The organism is Paraburkholderia strydomiana (assembly GCF_046030495.1).
Lineage (GTDB): Bacteria > Pseudomonadota > Gammaproteobacteria > Burkholderiales > Burkholderiaceae > Paraburkholderia > Paraburkholderia strydomiana_A.
Window position 1 is genome coordinate 142,964 of record NZ_JAQQCJ010000006.1, and the last position, 17,350, is coordinate 160,313.

The window sequence follows — 17,350 nt, forward strand, 5'->3', positions numbered from 1 at the left end:
CCATTCGTCGTTATATTTCAATAAATGTTGAAATGACAGTGGGGCGCAAATTTCAGGTCGTTGCAGGCGACGGCACGGTCTGAGCACTCGGTGCGACTTCTGACTCGTAGACCCTGCGCGTCATGTAGCGCATGACGTGGAAGCTTCTGCCTGATCGGGAATCCTCCGCGTCAGAAGACTTAACGCCACCGCGAACTCATGCGTAAAGATCATAAAAAAAAACCGCCCGACATAATCGGACGGTTCTTCTCCCTACTCATGCCGCAAAGCGGCGAAAAATTACTGCCCGGGCGAACCAATCGACGCAGGTTTAAGCGGCTCGACTATGCCGCCGTGCACGCCAACCACTGCGTCGACATAGTTCGGCGCCGTTGTCGAAACGGTATCCCACACCGCGGACACCTTCGCATTGCCGCCGACGAAGACGGCACCCGCATGATTTCCGGCGGCAACGAGGCTTGCATCCGCACCCAAGGCCGTTGGAATCGCTTTCGTCGTGCCGTCTCCCTGCGCTGCAGCGAGCGGTGCGCCGTAGTTCACGGCAGCCGCGACATTACCGTTCGCGTCATAGACGATTACCGCATCGCCCTTACCCAAACCAATCGGGTTCGCCGCATCGTTATTGACGTTCAACATCGCCACGACCGGAACCGTGCCAGCGAGGCCCCAGGTTGTATGGAACGTATTGTCGTCCGTTCCGGGCACGCCCGGGACAACGACCAGATGTTCACCCGGTGCGAGCATCGTACCGGCGACGAAGGCGGCGCTATTGTTGGCATCGTTGACGTCGGCATGACTGTCGCCCCACTTCCAGCCGGTCAGATCGATTGCCGTGCTGCCGTAGTTATAGATTTCAAAGAAATCCTGGCCCCCGTCTGCGTTCGAGTTCACCTCCGAGATCAACACGGTCGGCGCCGGAGCACCTGCTGCTGCAGTCGTGAAGCTCTGCGTCGTGCCCGCATAGGCGTTGCCATACAGGTCGGTGATCACGCCGCTAGCCAGTTTTACGGTGTAGCGCGAACTATCCTGCAACGGCGTCGTCAAGGTGATGCTCACCCGAGTGCCGTTGAATTTGGCCTGGGTTGTGTCGTCAACGGACACATTGCGCGTATCGGAGCCGTTGCTGATCACGATGTTACCCGTGCCCGCCTGCACGACTTCGTCGAACGACAATGTCATGTGGTTGCCGATGATGCCTGTCGCGCCATCGACCGGCGCAGTGCTTGTCAATGTCGGGGCTGTGTGGTCGACGGTACCGATCGCCTTGAACGAGAATGTCGACAAGTCGGACACGGCAGAGGTATCGCCGCCAGCTGCCGTCTTGATCGCCCCCGTTGGATACGTGATGTGGTAGGTGGTGCCCGCAACCATGTAGAACTTCGGATGAACCTTCACCACGTTACCGCTGAACGTCACCTGGGATGCGTCGCTCACAGGAATCGAGCGCGTATCGTCGGCGCCGTTACTGAGAACGACATTACCCGCACCCGCCTTCACCGATTGATCGAAGGTCAGGTAGAGGTTGCTGCCAATACCGACATTGCTTGTGCTGGTGGTTGGCTTGAAGACGGTCAGGCCTGGCAGGCTCGGCCCCGCGGCCTGTTCACCGACCGCATAAATGGTGCCGTCCGAGTCCATCGTCACGCCCTCGTTCTGGGCAGTGGCGCTCATGTACAAGCTGCTCAGCAAATTGCCGCTACGATCCATCTTGACGATCTTGCCATCCGGCGCGCCGATGATGATGACGTCGTCGTAATCCGGAGCCTTGGTCGGTGCGATATTCGACAACGAGAAAACGTCGTTGAACGCGGAAAGGCCTGTCCTGGCCGCATCGAAAAGCACCGGTGGATTATCCGTCGACGGCAGGATGGGCGTGCCGTCCGATGCTGTCGCCGACCCGCCTGCGAAATTGATTGCGGCCTGGAAGATGCTGGTGGGCTGCGATTGGCGCACGGCAATGTAGCCGCCTGTTTTGGTATCGAACGTCACGCCCTCGATACCGACGTTGGCCACCGTCGTACCCAGTTTGACGGACTGTACGTCTGCCCGGCGCAATGTTCCGCCTGGCACGTAGGTGAACAGATCGACCTGACGCAGACGCTCTTCCACCAGGACGAACTTGCCGCCGCCGACATAGGTGATGCCTTCGGTGTCCTCGAAGTCGCCGGCATTGAGCGTCATGGAATCGATCACGTGACCATCGCTCTTTGCAACCTGCACGACTGCGGTCGCACCATCGCCGACGACAAACAGCGAATCGGTATCCTTGTCATAGGTCACGCCCGATGCCTCTGCGTTCAACAGATTGGTGCCGGACGTGGCGTATTGCAGAGGAAACATTGCCGTCTGCGTGTAGCTGTTCAAATCATAGGTGCTTTGCGGATCGCTGAATGCGAGCGCAGGAATTTTGCTATCTACTACGGGCACAGCATTGCCGCTATTGCCGCCATTATTGCCAGCAGTGGTGCTGCCATTGTCACCCCCGCCCCCGCCACATGCACTAAGACCGGCTGCGAGAATCGCAGAAATTAAGAGTTCTTTTTTCACGGTACGGTAATAAGTTGAAAGGTTTATAAGAATTCGCGACCATATCGGGCTTTTGTTGCATCTTCGTGATGGATTTGTTGCAGGCAGCCCTTTTCGGCATACGGGTAAATGGTGATCGCAACCAGGTCTCCCCTACTATGTCGGCTGGACCGATCACGACGGAGCCCTCTATGCCCACTACCCCAGCCTCGTCATTGCAGCCTTCCGCCGATGCCGCGCTCGCCGAGCGCGTCGATGCGGTGCTGTCCCGCGCGCTCGACGCGCAACGTCTCGTCGGCGCGGTCGTGCTGATCGCGCGCGACGGACAGCTCGTCTATCACCGCGCGGCGGGACTCGCCGACCGGGAATCACGTGCACCGATGCGCGAGGACACGCTGTTCAGGCTCGCGTCGGTGACGAAGCCGATCGTCTCGACGGCCGCCATGGTGCTCGTGGCGCAACGCAAACTGTCTCTCGACGATGACGTCACCCGCTGGCTGCCCGATTTCCGCCCGGCCCTGCCCGACGGCCGCGTACCGACGATCACGGTGCGACAGTTGCTGACGCATACGGCGGGCCTTGGCTACCGCTTTGCGGAAGCCGACGCGAACGGCCCCTATGCGCGCGCGGGGGTATCGGACGGGCTCGACGGCGCGGCCATCACGCTCGGCGAAAACGTGCGCCGGATCGCGGGCGTGCCGCTGCTGTATGCACCGGGGACGAGTTGGACCTATTCAGTCGCGCTCGACGTGACCGGCGCGCTGATCGAGGCTGTCAGTGGGATGCCCCTCGCGGACGCTGTCGATGCACTCGTGCTCCGTCCGCTCGGCGTTCGCGACACGGCGTTCGTCGCGCTCGATCCCGCGCGGCTCGCGACACCGTACGTGAACGATACGCCGCAGCCGCACCGGCTCGCCGAGAACGAGACCGCACGTGCAGTCGAAGGCATTGTCGGTGTCACGTACTCGCCGGCGCGCGCACTCGACGCGCAGGCTTTTGCGTCGGGCGGTGCGGGGATGGTAGGCCGCGCGAGCGACGTGCTGCATGTGCTGGACACGCTGCGCGCGGGCGGCGGTGCGCTGCTGCCTGCCGCCCTCGTGGACGAGATGGGCCGCGTGCAGACCGGCAACCTCGACTTGCCGGATCGGCCGGGCGTCGGCTTCGGGATCGGCTTTTCGGTGCTGCGCGATCCGCGCGCGGCGGCGTCGCCGGAATCGCCTGGCACGTGGCGCTGGGGCGGTGTGTACGGCCACTCGTGGTTCGTCGACCGCGCGCGCGGGCTGACCGTCGTGTCGCTGTCGAACACGCTCTATGAAGGCATGAACGGCCAATACACAATCGATCTGCGCGACGCCGTTTACGGCGCCGGTTGACGACGTCCTGATACCGTCGAAGGCGGCCTCAAATCCATTGATCGTTCTCGACGGTACGCTCGCTCGCCGCACCGTCGCCCGTGTTCACCACGCCTCGCGGTTCGATCAGCAGCAGCTTGACTTCGGCGTTGGCACGCGGCTTGTGCTCGACGCCCTTCGGCACCACCGCCATCTGCCCGGCGCGCAGCACGATCGAACCGTCGCCCGAAGGTCCGGCCCGGAAATCGATACACAACTCGCCTTCAAGAACGATGAACGTTTCGTCGGTATCGGCATGCCGGTGCCACGGGAACTCGCCTTCGACCTTCACAACCTTGAACTGATAGTCGTTCATTTCGGCGACGACCCGCGGTTGCCAGTGACCGTCGATCTGGGCGATCTTGCCCCTCAGATCGATGGTCCGGCACTGGCCACGGTCGACGGGCGCTGCGGGCTTGTTCGAGGATTGAGACATCGTTCTCTCCGTTCAAAGGTTGACGCGTTGAGAATACGCATGCTCCTTGCGGCCGTATTGAACGATCGTGGGCGTTTTCAGCCGCGCTCGATGCCGCCCGCGACCTGGAGCCAGCGCCCCGGCGTCAGCCCGAATGTCTTCGAGAAGTGTCGCGTCATGTGGCTTTGATCGGCAAAGCCGGCGCTCGCGGCGGCATGAGCGAGCGAGGTGCCGGCGAGCAGCATGCGGCGCACCGCATCGAGGCGCCGCATCGTCAGATAACGGTAGGGGCTCGTCCCGTAGAACGTGCGAAAGTCGTGCGACAGGCTCCAGCGATCGCGGCCCGTCGCCGCTTCGAGTTCGTCGAGCGTGACGACGCGCGCGCAGTTCACGTGCAGATAGTCGTGTGCGCGGCGCGCCGCGAGGAAGTCGCCTTTCGAGCGCCGTGCGGGCACCCCGGCAACGGCGGCAAGCGCGTGCGCCACTTCGGCGAGCGCATCGCTCTGTTCGAGAGGCTCGAGCGTATAGCCGACGTGTTGCAGCAACGTCGCGGTTGCTGCCGCAAGGCGCGGATCGGTCGTCACGCCGCCTTCGAGGAACGGCAGCGCACGTCCGCCGAGCACGTCCTGAAAGATGGCGGGCTCGATGTAGATCATCCGGTATTGAAACCCTTCGGCGGTGCCCGCCTCGCCATCATGAGGCTCGTCGGGATGCAGCACGAGCGTGTTGCCGGGCAGGCTGTTTCGCTGATCGCGCCGATAGTTGAAACGCTGGACGCCGGCGAGCGTGCGGCCAATCGCATAGGTGTCGTGGCGGTGCATGGCATATGCATGGCCGTGAAACCAGGCTTCGATGCGCTCGACGCCTTCTATCGGCTCGGCATGCTTGACCCAGTCGCTGGACAAAGCCGGTGTTTGTCGACTCATGACAAATGACCCTGGATGGCCTGACATGTTGCGGGCTCTTCGTTTTTAAATAACCAACAAAAGATCCTGACGTGTCGGAATCGAACCCACATGCCGCCTACCTCGAATCGCTGCCAAAGGAGAGACGATGTCACAATTTTCAACTTAAACAGCAGGTTACGGTGTGCGTCGTGTGCTCGATGCGAGTTTGGCACAGATCGTGAGTAGCCGTTTAGCGAGCGCAAATCACAGCCGCTCAACTCAAGCCCAGATCTGGTTACCAAACTACTTTAAAGGTGAATTGAAATGAACACACTCACTATTGTCGACCTGCATCAGGAGGAGGAACTCTCCCGTTCCGCTATGGCGCATGTTGTTGGCGGGCACGATGTGGAAAAGGAAAAAGCACTCGTGGAACTCTATCGTGTCATTGCCGGGATGGGCGTGGATACACCCGACCCGCCCGTCCACGTATCGATGAAGTTGCCGGGATAATTATCGACCTTTGACAAACGGCGCCGGTAGAAAGCATGGACATGAATCCACGTAGGAGATTGCCATAAGGGCTGGGTTACCGGCCCTTATGTTTTGGCCACTGCCCGCCTCGAATGCCGCTTCCCCGCGAGGACAAAGACGTTAGCGAGCCAAATCGTCCAGCGCGCGAGCCACAACCCTTATTCCCCCAATTCCACTCCCTCACATCGAAATTTGAGCGGCGGCACGCCAACTGCGCGACGAAACGTACGCGCGAAATGCGATGGGTCCGCAAAGCCCGCGCGCTGGCCAGTTTGCGCGGTCGTGAGGCGCGAGCCGACGATCCTCGAAGAACTCGATTTGACAGAAAACCCGCGCGGCGGTGAGGCGCCTTGACCATCCGGCTTGACGCCACGACATCATGACGTCATGATGTCTACTATGACCGGCGACCCACCGAACCAACTCCCCCTCTACGCGCAAGTCGAAGCGGCGCTCGCCGCGCGCATTGCCGACGGCACTTACCCGCCGGGCGCGCAGTTGCCCAACGAGGCAAGCCTGCTGGAGAGCTTCGGCATCAGCCGCACCACGCTGCAAAAAACCGTGCAGAACCTGATTGCGCGCGGCCTGATCGAAATTCGCCGCGGCAAAGGCACGTTCGTCACGCAACCACGGCTGACTCAGCCGCTCACCGAACTGAGCGGCTTCGTCGAAGACATGCGCGCGCATGGCCGCCGGCCCAGCGCGCGGCTGCTCGCCAAGCGCGTCGAACGCGCGGGCGAAGCCGTCGCCGAAAAGCTCGCGCTCAAGCCAGGCGCGCAGGTCGTGCACATCCAGCGCGTGCGCATCGCCGACGGCACGCCGCTCTCGTTCGACGAAACCTGGCTGCCGAAAGACATCGGCGAAAAGATCATCGAAAACGATCTGGAAGCCGAACCGATCTTCGCGCTGCTCGAAGAGAAGTACGGCGTTCCGCTGATCGAAGCGGAATACCGGCTCGAAGCGATCGCCGCTGACAAGGCCGTCGCGCGCGCGCTGGAAATCGCGCCTGGCAGTCCGATCTTTCTGATCGAGCGCACGTCGTATTGCGACGGCAACCGTCCGGTCGACTATGAAAAGCTGTACTACCGCGGCGATCAGATCCAGTTCGTCACCCGCCTCGCGCGGCGCAAGGCGGGGGCTCGATGAGCGGCGCGGCGGCGGCCATGGATCTGCATGACACGGTGTGGCTGTTCGCGGTGTCGCTCGGCGCGAGCGCGTTGGGCGGCATGCTCGGCATGGCGAGCGGCATCTTCATCGTGCCGATTCTGACGATGTTCGGCCATCTCGACATTCACGTGGCGATCGGCGCGAGCATCGTGTCGGTGATCGCCTGTTCGTGCGGCGGCGCCGCGCCCTTCCTGCGCGGGCGCCTGACCAACGTGCGGCTCGCCGTGCTGCTGGAAACGGCAACCACGCTCGGTGCATTGTCGGGCGTGCTGCTGAGCGGATTCGTGCCGGTGCCGCTGCTCTATTTCATCTTCGGCGTGGTCCTGATCCTGTCGGCGCAGCAGATGCTCGCGCGGCGCGCCGATCCGGCGCTCGCCGTGGCCGGCCCTCGCGACGGCGCCGCCCGCGTGTGGGGCGCGTCGCTGCGACTCGATTCGAGCTATCCGGACCGCGCGCTGGGACGCGACATCGCGTATCGCGTGCAGCGCATCCCGCTCGGTCTCTCGCTGATGTACGGCGCCGGCCTGATTTCGGCGCTGCTCGGCATCGGCAGCGGCGTGCTGAAGATTCCCGCGATGGACACCGCGCTGCGCCTGCCGATCAAGGTGTCGTCGGCCACCTCCAACTTCATGATCGGCGTGACGGCGACGGCCAGCGCCGGGGCCTACTTTCTGCGCGGCGAGATTGTGACCGCGATCGCGGGTCCGGTGGCGCTCGGTTCGGTCGTCGGCGCGGTGCTGGGCGCGCGGGTGCTGATGCGCGTGTCGAACGACAAGCTGCGCGTGCTGTTCGTCGCGATGCTCGCCGCGCTGGCCGTGCAGATGCTGCTCGAAGCATTCGGCATCCACCTGTTCGGAGCATCCGCATGAACCGCACGCACCACCCACGCCACCTTGAGCGGGCCGGCGCGCGGCTCGAACATTGGCTCGCGAGCCTGTTGCACTATGGCACGTGGATCGCCACTGGCACGATCGCCGCCGGCCTCGGGCTCACGCTGCGCACGCACGGCGGTACCGGGCCGGCCACCATCGGCGCGTCGGTCATGACAGCCGGTATCGCGCTTTTCATTCTGTTGCCGATAATGCGGCTTATATTGATGTTAGGGGTGTTCCTGCATCAACGCGACTACCGGTTCGGCGCGATTGCCGCGCTCGTGCTGGCGATCGTCGCCGCGGGATTGCTGGTCGGCGCGGCGTGATCCGCTGGGCGGCGCCTCGGGCGGGTATGATGCCGGGCGTGCCCTCATCGGAGCAGCGGGCGCCGCCGCTCCTTATGCAGCATTTCCTAGTCACGAGAACCATCATGCCTGCCCAACACGACGAAACGCCCACCGCCAGCACCACGCCGGGCACGGCCAAGCGCAAGACGATGTCCATCACCACGCGCAATCTGCTGATGATCGCCGTCGGCGTGGCGGTGTTCGCGATCGTGGCCACCGTGGTGCTGTACAGCACGATCATGTATGGCGACCAGATTCCCAATTTCGGCATCATCCTGATGATGACCGTGCCGGTCATCGCAGGTGTGGCGTTTCGGGTCGGACTGGATGCGTGGCTGGATCGCGGCTGAGCAGCGCGAGCCGGCAAGCGCGGTGACGGCAGCGGTGAGGTCGACACGCCGGTGAATCGCATCGCGTGGCGCGCCCCGCCGTCAAACGGACGCCACCGGCAGCACCACCCAAACCTCCAGCCCCCCGCCCTCGCGCGAATGAAACTGCAAGCCGCCGCCATGCAGCCGCGCAATCCGCTCGACGATCGACAATCCCAGCCCGGTGCCGCCGCTATGCGCGCGCGCATTGCGGCCGCGCTGAAACGGCGCCTTCAGTTGCTCCAGCTCCTGCGCCGAGAGCCCCTTGCCGCGGTCACCGACCGCGACCGTCACCGTCTCGGCGGTGGCCCAAGTGCGCACCGCAAGGCCACTACCGCCGTACACGATCGCGTTCTGCATCAGGTTCATCAACAGCCGCATCATGCTGATCGGCCGGTACGCGAGCGCCGGCAGCGTCGCGAGCGATAGCTCGAACTCGTGCCCGAGTCCCGCGAAATCGCCCGCGAGCCGTTCGATCAACGCATTCAGGTCGCCGGGTTGCGGCGCCTCGCGTTCGCCGCTGCCCGCGTAGTCCATGAACTGCTGCAGGATCGTTTCGATCTGGTCCAGATACGACTCGGCGGCGACCACGAAGCTGCTGTCGCTGCCGTGCGGCATCGCCATTGCCATCGAAAGGCGCAGCTTGGTGAGCGGCGTGCGGATGTCGTGCGAGATGCCCGCCAGCATCAACGAGCGCGTCGCCTCCGCTTCCTGTAACGCCTGGGTCATCTGATTGAACGCGCCGCTCACTGCCGCGATTTCGCTGGGGCCGTCGGTCGGCAATGGCGCAGGCATTTCGCCGGCGCTCACGCGGCCTGCGGCACGCGTCAATTCCTGAAGCGGTTCGTTCAGGTGCAACTGGATCGCGTAGCCGGCCAGCGCGGCCAGCACGCCCAGACCGAGCGACAGGAAAATCGCCGCTTCGAGTCCGTTGCCCTGCGCGTCCTCGGGAATCGGCAACGCGATCCAGTACGGCGTTTGCGGCGCGCCGGCGGGCGCGTGCATGCGAATCCACAGGCGCTGCCCGCCTTCGGTCTGCCAGCGCGCCGGCATGTCGGCGGGCAGATGCGCGCGCAGGCTGTCGAGAAACACGTTGCGCTGATAAGTGCGATACGCGCGCACGAGATTGCGCGGCGGCGCTTCGGCGGATTCGGGCGGCGGTTGCGTGCGCGCGTCCAGGCGTGCGGTCAGCGCGGCGCGCGTGGCGGGCGGCGTGGCGGCCAGCAGCTCGTCGAGCGTGCTCACGTAGGTCGCGAACACGGTCGCCGCGCGCTCCACGCGAGGCCGCTGCACGTAATGAAGCAGCACGCCGAGTGCGCACACCTGGCTCAGCATCACGAGCACGATCAGCAGCGCGATATTGCGCGCGAGCAGCGTGCGCGGCAGCATCCTTCGCAGCAGCGAGCGCGCCATCACTCGACGTCCGCGGCCAGCATGTAGCCGACGCCCCACACGGTCTTGATGAAACGCGGTTTCGAGGGATCGTCCTCGACGATCTGCCGCAGGCGCAGCACCTGCACGTCGATGCTGCGATCGAGCGCATCGTGGTCGCGGCCCCGCGCGCGCGCGAGCAGGTTGTCGCGGCTCACCGGCCGGTTCGGCGACGACGCGAGCGCGACCAGCAGCAGCATCTGCGCGGAGTGAATCTCCAGCGGCGCGCCCGCGCGCGCCAGTTCCTGCTTGCCGACATCGAGCGTGAAGTCGCCGAAGCGCACGCATTGCGACGTCACGGCGACCTCGCCCGACGCCATCTTCTGGCGGCGCAGCAAAGCGTTGATGCGCGCCACCAGTTCGCGCGGCAGGAACGGTTTGGCGAGGTAATCGTCGGCGCCGGTTTCGAGACCCACCACCCGGTCGAGCGGATCGCCTTTCGCGGTCAGCATCAGAATCGGCAAGGTCTGGCCCTGCTCGCGCAAACGCGCGCAGATTTGCAGGCCGTCTTCCTCGCCAATCATCAGATCGAGCACCAGCAGATCGAACGGCTCGCGCTCCAGATAGCGGTCCAGCCGCTTGCCGTCCTCGGCGACGCGCACGTCGAAGCCGTGCCCGCGCAAAAACCGCTGCAGCATGTTGCGCAATTCGATTTCGTCGTCGAGCACGATGATTTTGGCGGGGCGATCCATATGAAAGCTCCTCGGTTTAAGCGTCCGGCGGCATGTCGGGTGACATCCCGGATGACGTCCGCCGCGCCGCGTGCCGTTCGGAAAGGCGCTGCAGCAGCACGTAGAACGACGGAATGAACAGCACGGCGATGCAGGTCGACGCGAGCATGCCAGAAAATACCGCAATTCCCAGCGAGCGGCGCGCGCTCGCGCTGGCGCCGGTCGCGATCACGAGCGGCACCACGCCGAGAATGAAGGCGAACGAGGTCATCATGATCGGCCGGAAACGCAGCCGCGCCGCTTCCACCGCCGCCTCGGCGATGCCCACGCCCCGTCCGCGCAGATGCCGCGCGAATTCGACGATCAGAATCGCGTTCTTCGCCGACAGCGCGATCAGCAGCACGAGACCGATCTGCGTGTACAGGTTGTTGGCGGCGCCGAGCAACGCGAGCGTGCCGGCCGTGCCGAGCAAGGCGAGCGGCACCGCGAGCACCACGGCCACCGGCAGCAGCCAGCTCTCGTATTGCGCGGCCAGCACGCAGAACACCAGCAGCACGCCCACCGCGAATACCCAGTACGCCGAATTACCGACCAGCTTCTCCTGATACGACATCGCGGTCCATTCATAGCCGATGCCGGCCGGCAGGATGCGTGCGGCTTCCTGTTCGAATGCGGCGATCGCGTCGCCGGTGCTGAAGCCGGCCGCCGGATTGCCGTTGATCGCCGCGGCCGGCGCGAGGTTGTAAAGCGTCGCAATGGCCGGGCCGATGCTGGGACGCGCGTCGATGAAGGTGCCCAGTTCGACCATATGGCTGCTGTTGCTGCGAATCTGCAGACGGCGGATGTCGTCGGTCTGACGGCGGAACGCGCCGTCGGCCTGCACGAACACGGGGAACGTGTGGTTGAACGCGGTGAACTGATTCACGTAGCTGGACCCGACATAGTCCTGCAATAGATCGAACACGTTACCCACCGGCACTTGCAGCGACTCGGCCTTCGCCCGATCCAGCGTCAGTTCGACGGTCGGCACCGCGGCGCGGAACGGGCTGAACACGCGCTGCAATTCGGGGCGTTTCGCGACGCTCGCGATCAGCGCGTCGGTGGCTTCCTGCAAACGCCGATAGTTCTGCGTGCCGTCGGTGAGAAACACCTGAAGTTGCACGCCGCCGCTGTTGCCGAGGCCCTGGATCGGCGGCGGCACGATCACCACCGAGCGGATATCGGGCAGCGTCGCCAGTTCGTTATTCATGCGCAAATACAGCGAGCGCAGGTCCTCGCCTTTGCCGCGCTTGCCCCAGTCGTCGAGCGTCACGTAGATCAGCGCGGAATTCGGCAGCGACGCGTTGTTGTCGAGCGGCGAGATGCCGCCGATCGACACGACGTGGCTCACGCCGGGAATCGCGCCGATGCGCTTTTCGATCTGTTTGCTCGCCTCGCGGGTGCGCTCGAGCGAGGCCGCGTCGGCCAGTTGCGCGGCAATCAGCACATAGCCCTGATCTTCGAGCGGAATGAAACTGGTCGGCACGCGCGTCAGCAGAAAGGCGGACGCCGCGCCGAGCACGAGCGCAATCGCGAGCGCGAGGCCGCAGCGCTGCACGAACCACGACACCACGCGCACATAGACGCTTTCGACGCGCGCATAGCCCCTGTCGAACACGCGATAGACCACGTTCGGCTTGCCGGGCCGCGCGTGCCGCAGCCAGCGCACGCTTTGCACCGGCTTGAGCGTGACCGCGTTGATCGCGCTGATCACGGTGGTCGCCACCACCACCAGTGCGAACTGCCGGTACATCTGGCCGGTGACGCCACCAAGAAACGCCGACGGCAGGAACACCGAAATCAGCACCAGCGTGATGCCGACGATCGGCCCGAGCAGTTCGTGCATCGCGTCGATCGCGGCCTGCTTCGGCGTCTTGCCCTGCTCGATGTGCTGCGTGATGCCTTCGACCACCACGATCGCGTCGTCGACCACGATGCCGATCGCCAGCACGATCGCGAACAGCGTCAGCAGATTGATCGAGAAACCGAGCAGGTAGATCGCGCCGAACGTGCCGATGATAGTCACGGGAATCGTCGTGGCGGGCACCAGCATCGCGCGCCAGTTCTGCAGAAACAGCAGGATCACCGCGAGCACCAGCAAGGCCGCCTCGAAAAGCGTCTTGTAAACGTCCACCACCGATTGCCGCACGAAGGTGGTCGTGTCGAACGGCAGCTGGTAGCTGATGCCCTGCGGCATGTTCTTTGCAAGACGCGCCATGGTCGCCTTCACCGCATTGCCCACCTCCAGCGCATTTGCTTCGGGTAACTGATAGATGGCGATGCCCGCCGCGGGCCGGCCGTCGAGATTGAAGAACTGTCCGTAGCTGGACGAGCCGAGTTCACTGTGCCCCACGTCGCGAATCCGCACGAAACGGCCGCCGTCGGTCGGATCGGCCTTGATGATGATGTTGTCGAATTCAGCCGGCGTGGAGAGCGCGCCCTGCATCGTCACCGTGAGCTGGAATGCCGCGCCGCCGGCGTTCGGCTCGGAGCCGAGCTGGCCCGCGCTCACGTCCCGGCTCTGGCTCTGGATCGCCTGCATCACGTCGGCGGCGCTCAGATTGCGCTGGCTCAGTTTGCGCGGATCGAGCCACACGCGCATGCTGTACTGGCCGGTGCCGAACACGGTCACGTCGCCGACGCCCGGCAAACGCGCGAGCGTGTCGCGCAGATTGATCACCGCGTAGTTGCTGAGAAACAGCGAGTCGTAGCGCGGGTCGGACGATTCGAGCGTGTAGAGCTGCAGGATCGCGGTCGAGCGTTTGCGCACGGTCACGCCCTGCTGCTGCACCGCTTGCGGCAATTGCGCGGTGGCGGCTTGCACGCGGTTCTGCACCAGCACCTGGGCCTTGTCGACATCGGTGCCGACGGCGAACGTGACCGTGAGCGTATAGGTGCCGTCGTTGGTACTGGTCGACTGCATATACAGCGCGTTTTCCACACCGTTGACCTGTGATTCGATCGGCAGCGCCACGCGGTTGATCAGCGTCGCGGCGCTCGCGCCGGGGAAGCGCGCGACCACTTGCACGGTGGGCGGCGTGATCGGCGGATATTGTGCGATCGGCAGATTGATGAGCGCGACCGCGCCCAGCAACATCACGATCAACGCGATCACATTGGCAAAGACCGGCCGCTCGACAAAGAAGCGGATCATGAGCGTCCCTGCGCGGCGGCGGCGATCACCTGCACCTTGACGCCGGGCGACACCGCCAGCGCGCCGCCGGTCACGACCCGGTCGTTGGCGTCGAGGCCCGCCGTAATCGCGCGCAGCGCGCCGAACAGCCCGCCCGCCGTTACCGTGCGCCGCTCGATCACGCCCGCGCCGTTGACGATCAGCACGAACGCGCCGGCCTGTTCGCGCAGCAACGCGGTGTCGGGCACCAGCAGCACGTCGTGCGGCGCACCGGCGGGGATATGCACTTCGACCGACATGCCCGGAATCAGATGCGCGTCCGGGTTCGCGATGTCGGCGCGCAGTCTGAGCGTACCGCTGTCGGCATCCACCCGCGTATCGACGAATTCGAGCGCGGCGTTCTCGCCTGGAGCGGCGGGCGCGCCGAGGACGTTGACGCGCACCATGCGCGGCGGCCGCGTGAAGAGGCCAATGCGGTTCGCGTCGCGCTCGTTCAGCGTGAAATTCACATAGACCGGCTGGATGCGATCGAGCGTGGCGAGCTTCGCGGAGTCCGACGCGCCGACCACGTTACCGGCGTCGAAAGCGCGTGCGCCGATGCGGCCCGCGAACGGCGCGCGTATTTCCGTGTAGCCGAGATTGATGCGCGACATGTCGCGCTTGGCTATCGCCTGGTCGCGCGTGGTCTGCGCTTTCTGCAAGGTCGACTCGGAGGTCGCGTTGTCGGACGTGAGCTGCTTCTGGCGCGTCAATTCCTGTTCGGCGTTATCGAGCGCGGCCTGGTCGTACACGAGTTGCGCGCGATAAGTATCCGGCTCGATGCGAAACAGCAACTGCCCTTCCTTCACATAGGCGCCGTCGGTGAAGCCGATTTCCTTCAGCGTGCCTTGCACGCGCGCCACCAGCGTGACCGTGGCGGATGGCGCGACCGTGCCGTTCAGATCGATCTGTTCGCGTACCTGGCGGGCGAGCGGCCGTGTCACGGTGACTTGCGGCAACGCAGTTTGGGACGTCGGTGCGTTACCGTCGCGGCAGGCGGCCAGGGTCATCGCGAGTGCGAGGCAGAGTGCGGCGGTGAGCCGCATGGCGGGTGCTGCGTTGGGTATCGTGGTGGGCCGCGCATGCGCTTTGCCCCTCGTGCCACGTTCCGTTTCAACCCTTGCCCTCCCATACGTCCCCACCACACCGTGATGCTCAATGTCGTCATTCGCCATGTTCTTATTTCCCATTCTCAGGCCGCCCTCCACTCGCGCGCGCGAGCGGCGAATTCGCGGGCGGATTCAACAGCCTCCCCCAGTTCGTGCGCCGCGCCATCTCTTCGGCAACCTGTTCGCTGACCACCTGCTGCCCCTGCGCGACCTCCCATCCGCCGCCGAGCGCTCGATACAGCGACACCGCCGCGAGCGCGGCGAGGCCCTGGTTCTGCGCGAGCGAATCGCCGTCGCGCAACGCAGAACGCGATGCGTCGAGCACCGTGTCGTACGTGACCGAACCCGAGCGATACTGCGCATTCGCCAGCTTCAACGCCCGTTGCGATGCATCGGCTGCACGCGCGGACGCGGCCAGCGCATCGAGCGTGGTGCGCAGCCCCGAGATCGCGTCTTCCACTTCTTTCTGCGCTTGCAGCACCGTGTTCTGATAATCGAACACGGCTTCCTGAAACGACGCGTCCTGAATCCGCACCGCGTTTTGCAACTGATTGCGATCGAGAATCGGCAACGTGATGCCCGCGGAAAAGAGGCCGATCGTCTTGCTGCCCCATTGCGTGAGACCGATGCCATGTTGTTCGCCCGACGTCAGTCCGAACAGCCCGGTCAACGACAACGACGGGTACAGCTTCGCCTTGGCCGCGCCGATCAGCGCCGATTGCGCGGCCGCATTGAGCGCGGCCTGGCGCACGTCGGGCCGGCGCCGCAGCAGATCGGCGGGAATGCCGAGGTCGATCTGCGTCGGCGGCACCGGGATCGACGCGCTGCCCTTGAGCTGCGCGTCGACCGCGCTGGGCGGATCGGCGAGCAGCACCGCCAGCGTGTCGCGATCCTGCGCACGCGCCTTGATGAGCGGTGGAATCTGCGCCTCGGTTTCGGCCACCAGCGTGGCGGCCTGTTCGACATCGAGCTGGCTCGACGCGCCGCGCTTATAGCGCACCTGGGTCAGCGTGAGGCTCTGCTGCACCGACTTCAGATTCTCCCGCGCGACCGTGACGCGCTGTTCGAGCGCGCGCAGATCGATGTACGCGTTGGCGACATCGCCGAACAGCGACACCAGCGCGTTGTCGTACGCGGCTTCCGACACGCGCAACTGCGCCCGGTCCGATTCGATCTGCCGGCGATATTTGCCCCAGAAATCGATCTCCCAACCGGCATTCACGTGCAGATGCTCGGCCCACAGATGCGCCGGCGGAATTGGCCCGACGCCGCTCGTGTCGATATGGCTCGCACCCAACGAGACGCTGCCCGACTGCGGCAGCAGATTCTGCTCGCTGATCGCGAGCTGCGCGCGCGCCTTGAAGATGTGCAGGCCGGCCACTTGCAGCGTCAGGTTGCGTTCGTAGGCGCGCTGTTCGAGCGCGGTGAGCACGGGGTCGTTGAACGCGGTCCACCAGGCCGCCTGCGCGGCGGGCGCGGTCGGTACGCCGCCCGGCAAACTCTCCAGCCACTGGTTTTCGAGCGTCACGTCCGGCTGTTTGAAATCCGGGCCGACGCTCACGCAACCGGTCAGCGCCGCACCGAGCGAGACGATCAGCGACGCGCTGACGATGCGCAGGCGGCGGGACGTGGCAAGTTTCATCGCGCGTTTTTGCAGGCTTCAAGGTGCGGCTGATGGTTCGACAGCATGGCGCGCAGCGCGCGCGGCACAGCGCAAGACGAAGCAGAACAGAACAAGACAAGGGCAAACGGCGGCGCCAGGTGAGCGGCGCGACGCGCCAGCCGTAAACTTCGCACGCTGACGGCCCGAGCGAATTAAGCGGATCGAGCGGCTAAGGCGGCTAAGGCGGCTCCGCACGCACGCTGCACCGCGCCATCCTCTACGATCCCGCCAATGCCCGCGCGGCTCAGTGCGCTGCCCCGCGTTCCTGCATGAATGCCGCGATTTGCGGCAACGTGACGTAGCCCGCCTTCTGTGTGTCGATTTCGTCGAAATGCTGCGCGACCCTCGGCATGCCCGCTTCGGCCTGCGCCCTGGTGAGCCTGCCGTCGTGCGTGGTGTTGGCGTTTGAAAAGCGCGTTTGCAACTGCTGCGCCATGCGCTCCATACGCTGCGGGTTCGCACCTTGCGGCGCGGCGCTCTGCGCAAACGTGACGGTGGAGGCGCAGCACAGCAGCATGGCGGCGAGCAACTTTTTCATGACTGACTCCTTCGACTGAGGTTGAGCCATCTTGCGTCGCCTGCCGATGCCGCGAGCCGTTTCGATGACAGGCCGAATTCTTGTGGATGCGCCCCCGGCTGGCAATTGCAGAATCATGTCGAGTTATGTCATGGGTTTTCGCGAGCGCCCGGGCGGACTTTCATGCGGCCATCGCGCGTACCTTCGCTCGGGCTTCCCGACAACGCACAGCACGTGCTTC

15 protein-coding genes are annotated in these 17,350 nt (G+C 64.6%); 6 read left to right on the plus strand and 9 right to left on the minus strand.

The features are described 5' to 3' along the window. Positions 1-279: 279 nt before the first annotated feature. Positions 280-2,547, minus strand: coding sequence for an SdiA-regulated domain-containing protein (locus PQQ53_RS10560; RefSeq protein WP_408324001.1), 2,268 nt, complete (start codon positions 2,545-2,547; stop codon positions 280-282). A gap of 170 nt (positions 2,548-2,717) precedes the next feature. Between PQQ53_RS10560 and PQQ53_RS10565 the strand changes: the two genes are divergently transcribed. Further along, positions 2,718-3,899, plus strand: a complete 1,182-nt coding sequence (locus PQQ53_RS10565) for a serine hydrolase domain-containing protein (RefSeq protein ID WP_408324003.1) — start codon at positions 2,718-2,720, stop codon at positions 3,897-3,899. A 28-nt stretch (positions 3,900-3,927) separates the two neighbouring features. On the opposite strand, the gene PQQ53_RS10570 is transcribed toward PQQ53_RS10565, so the two are convergent. Together PQQ53_RS10570 and PQQ53_RS10575 are read right to left on the minus strand one after the other, a co-directional pair. Further along, a complete protein-coding gene (locus PQQ53_RS10570; protein ID WP_408153089.1) occupies positions 3,928-4,353 on the minus strand; it encodes a cupin domain-containing protein in 426 nt (141 codons plus the stop codon). Positions 4,354-4,430: 77 nt separating this feature from the next. Then, positions 4,431-5,258 carry an AraC family transcriptional regulator gene (locus PQQ53_RS10575; protein WP_408142636.1) on the minus strand — a complete coding sequence of 276 codons (828 nt, stop codon included), beginning with the start codon at positions 5,256-5,258 and terminating at the stop codon, positions 4,431-4,433. A 285-nt stretch (positions 5,259-5,543) separates the two neighbouring features. Between PQQ53_RS10575 and PQQ53_RS10580 the strand changes: the two genes are divergently transcribed. The 5 genes from PQQ53_RS10580 to PQQ53_RS10600 all read left to right on the plus strand — a co-directional run bounded on the left by PQQ53_RS10580 (position 5,544) and on the right by PQQ53_RS10600 (position 8,489). After that, positions 5,544-5,732: a hypothetical protein gene (locus tag PQQ53_RS10580; RefSeq protein ID WP_408142638.1), complete on the plus strand. Its 189-nt coding sequence runs from the start codon at positions 5,544-5,546 to the stop codon at positions 5,730-5,732. A gap of 420 nt (positions 5,733-6,152) precedes the next feature. Next, on the plus strand, positions 6,153-6,899 hold the full coding sequence (locus PQQ53_RS10585; RefSeq protein WP_408324005.1) for a GntR family transcriptional regulator: 747 nt from the start codon (positions 6,153-6,155) through the stop codon (positions 6,897-6,899). Between the two features lie 17 nt (positions 6,900-6,916). Next, positions 6,917-7,789 (plus strand): sulfite exporter TauE/SafE family protein, encoded by an 873-nt coding sequence (locus PQQ53_RS10590; protein ID WP_408324007.1) that lies wholly within the window; start codon positions 6,917-6,919, stop codon positions 7,787-7,789. Continuing rightward, complete coding sequence (locus tag PQQ53_RS10595; RefSeq protein ID WP_408142644.1) at positions 7,786-8,118, plus strand: DUF1634 domain-containing protein; 333 nt, start codon at positions 7,786-7,788, stop codon at positions 8,116-8,118. The genes PQQ53_RS10590 and PQQ53_RS10595 overlap by 4 nt, the downstream gene beginning before the upstream one ends. 104 nt (positions 8,119-8,222) lie before the next feature. Continuing rightward, positions 8,223-8,489, plus strand: a complete 267-nt coding sequence (locus tag PQQ53_RS10600; protein ID WP_408142646.1) for a hypothetical protein — start codon at positions 8,223-8,225, stop codon at positions 8,487-8,489. Positions 8,490-8,570: 81 nt separating this feature from the next. Here PQQ53_RS10600 and PQQ53_RS10605 read toward each other — a convergent pair whose 3' ends face one another. From PQQ53_RS10605 to PQQ53_RS10630, 6 genes are all read right to left on the minus strand, one after another. Further along, a complete protein-coding gene (locus PQQ53_RS10605) occupies positions 8,571-9,920 on the minus strand; it encodes an ATP-binding protein (RefSeq protein WP_408324009.1) in 1,350 nt (449 codons plus the stop codon). Continuing rightward, on the minus strand, positions 9,920-10,630 hold the full coding sequence (locus PQQ53_RS10610; protein WP_408324011.1) for a response regulator: 711 nt from the start codon (positions 10,628-10,630) through the stop codon (positions 9,920-9,922). The genes PQQ53_RS10605 and PQQ53_RS10610 overlap by 1 nt, the downstream gene beginning before the upstream one ends. 16 nt (positions 10,631-10,646) lie before the next feature. Continuing rightward, entirely contained in the window at positions 10,647-13,802 is a 3,156-nt protein-coding gene (locus tag PQQ53_RS10615; protein WP_408324014.1) for an efflux RND transporter permease subunit, read from the minus strand. Further along, positions 13,799-14,866, minus strand: coding sequence for an efflux RND transporter periplasmic adaptor subunit (locus tag PQQ53_RS10620; RefSeq protein WP_408324016.1), 1,068 nt, complete (start codon positions 14,864-14,866; stop codon positions 13,799-13,801). Before PQQ53_RS10620 ends, PQQ53_RS10615 begins: the two co-directional genes overlap by 4 nt. A gap of 133 nt (positions 14,867-14,999) precedes the next feature. Continuing rightward, the gene (locus PQQ53_RS10625; RefSeq protein ID WP_408324017.1) at positions 15,000-16,571 is read right to left on the minus strand and encodes an efflux transporter outer membrane subunit; all 1,572 of its coding nucleotides are present in this window, start codon (positions 16,569-16,571) and stop codon (positions 15,000-15,002) included. Between the two features lie 265 nt (positions 16,572-16,836). Further along, positions 16,837-17,130, minus strand: coding sequence for an EF-hand domain-containing protein (locus tag PQQ53_RS10630; RefSeq protein ID WP_408324019.1), 294 nt, complete (start codon positions 17,128-17,130; stop codon positions 16,837-16,839). Between the last annotated feature and the right edge of the window lie 220 nt (positions 17,131-17,350).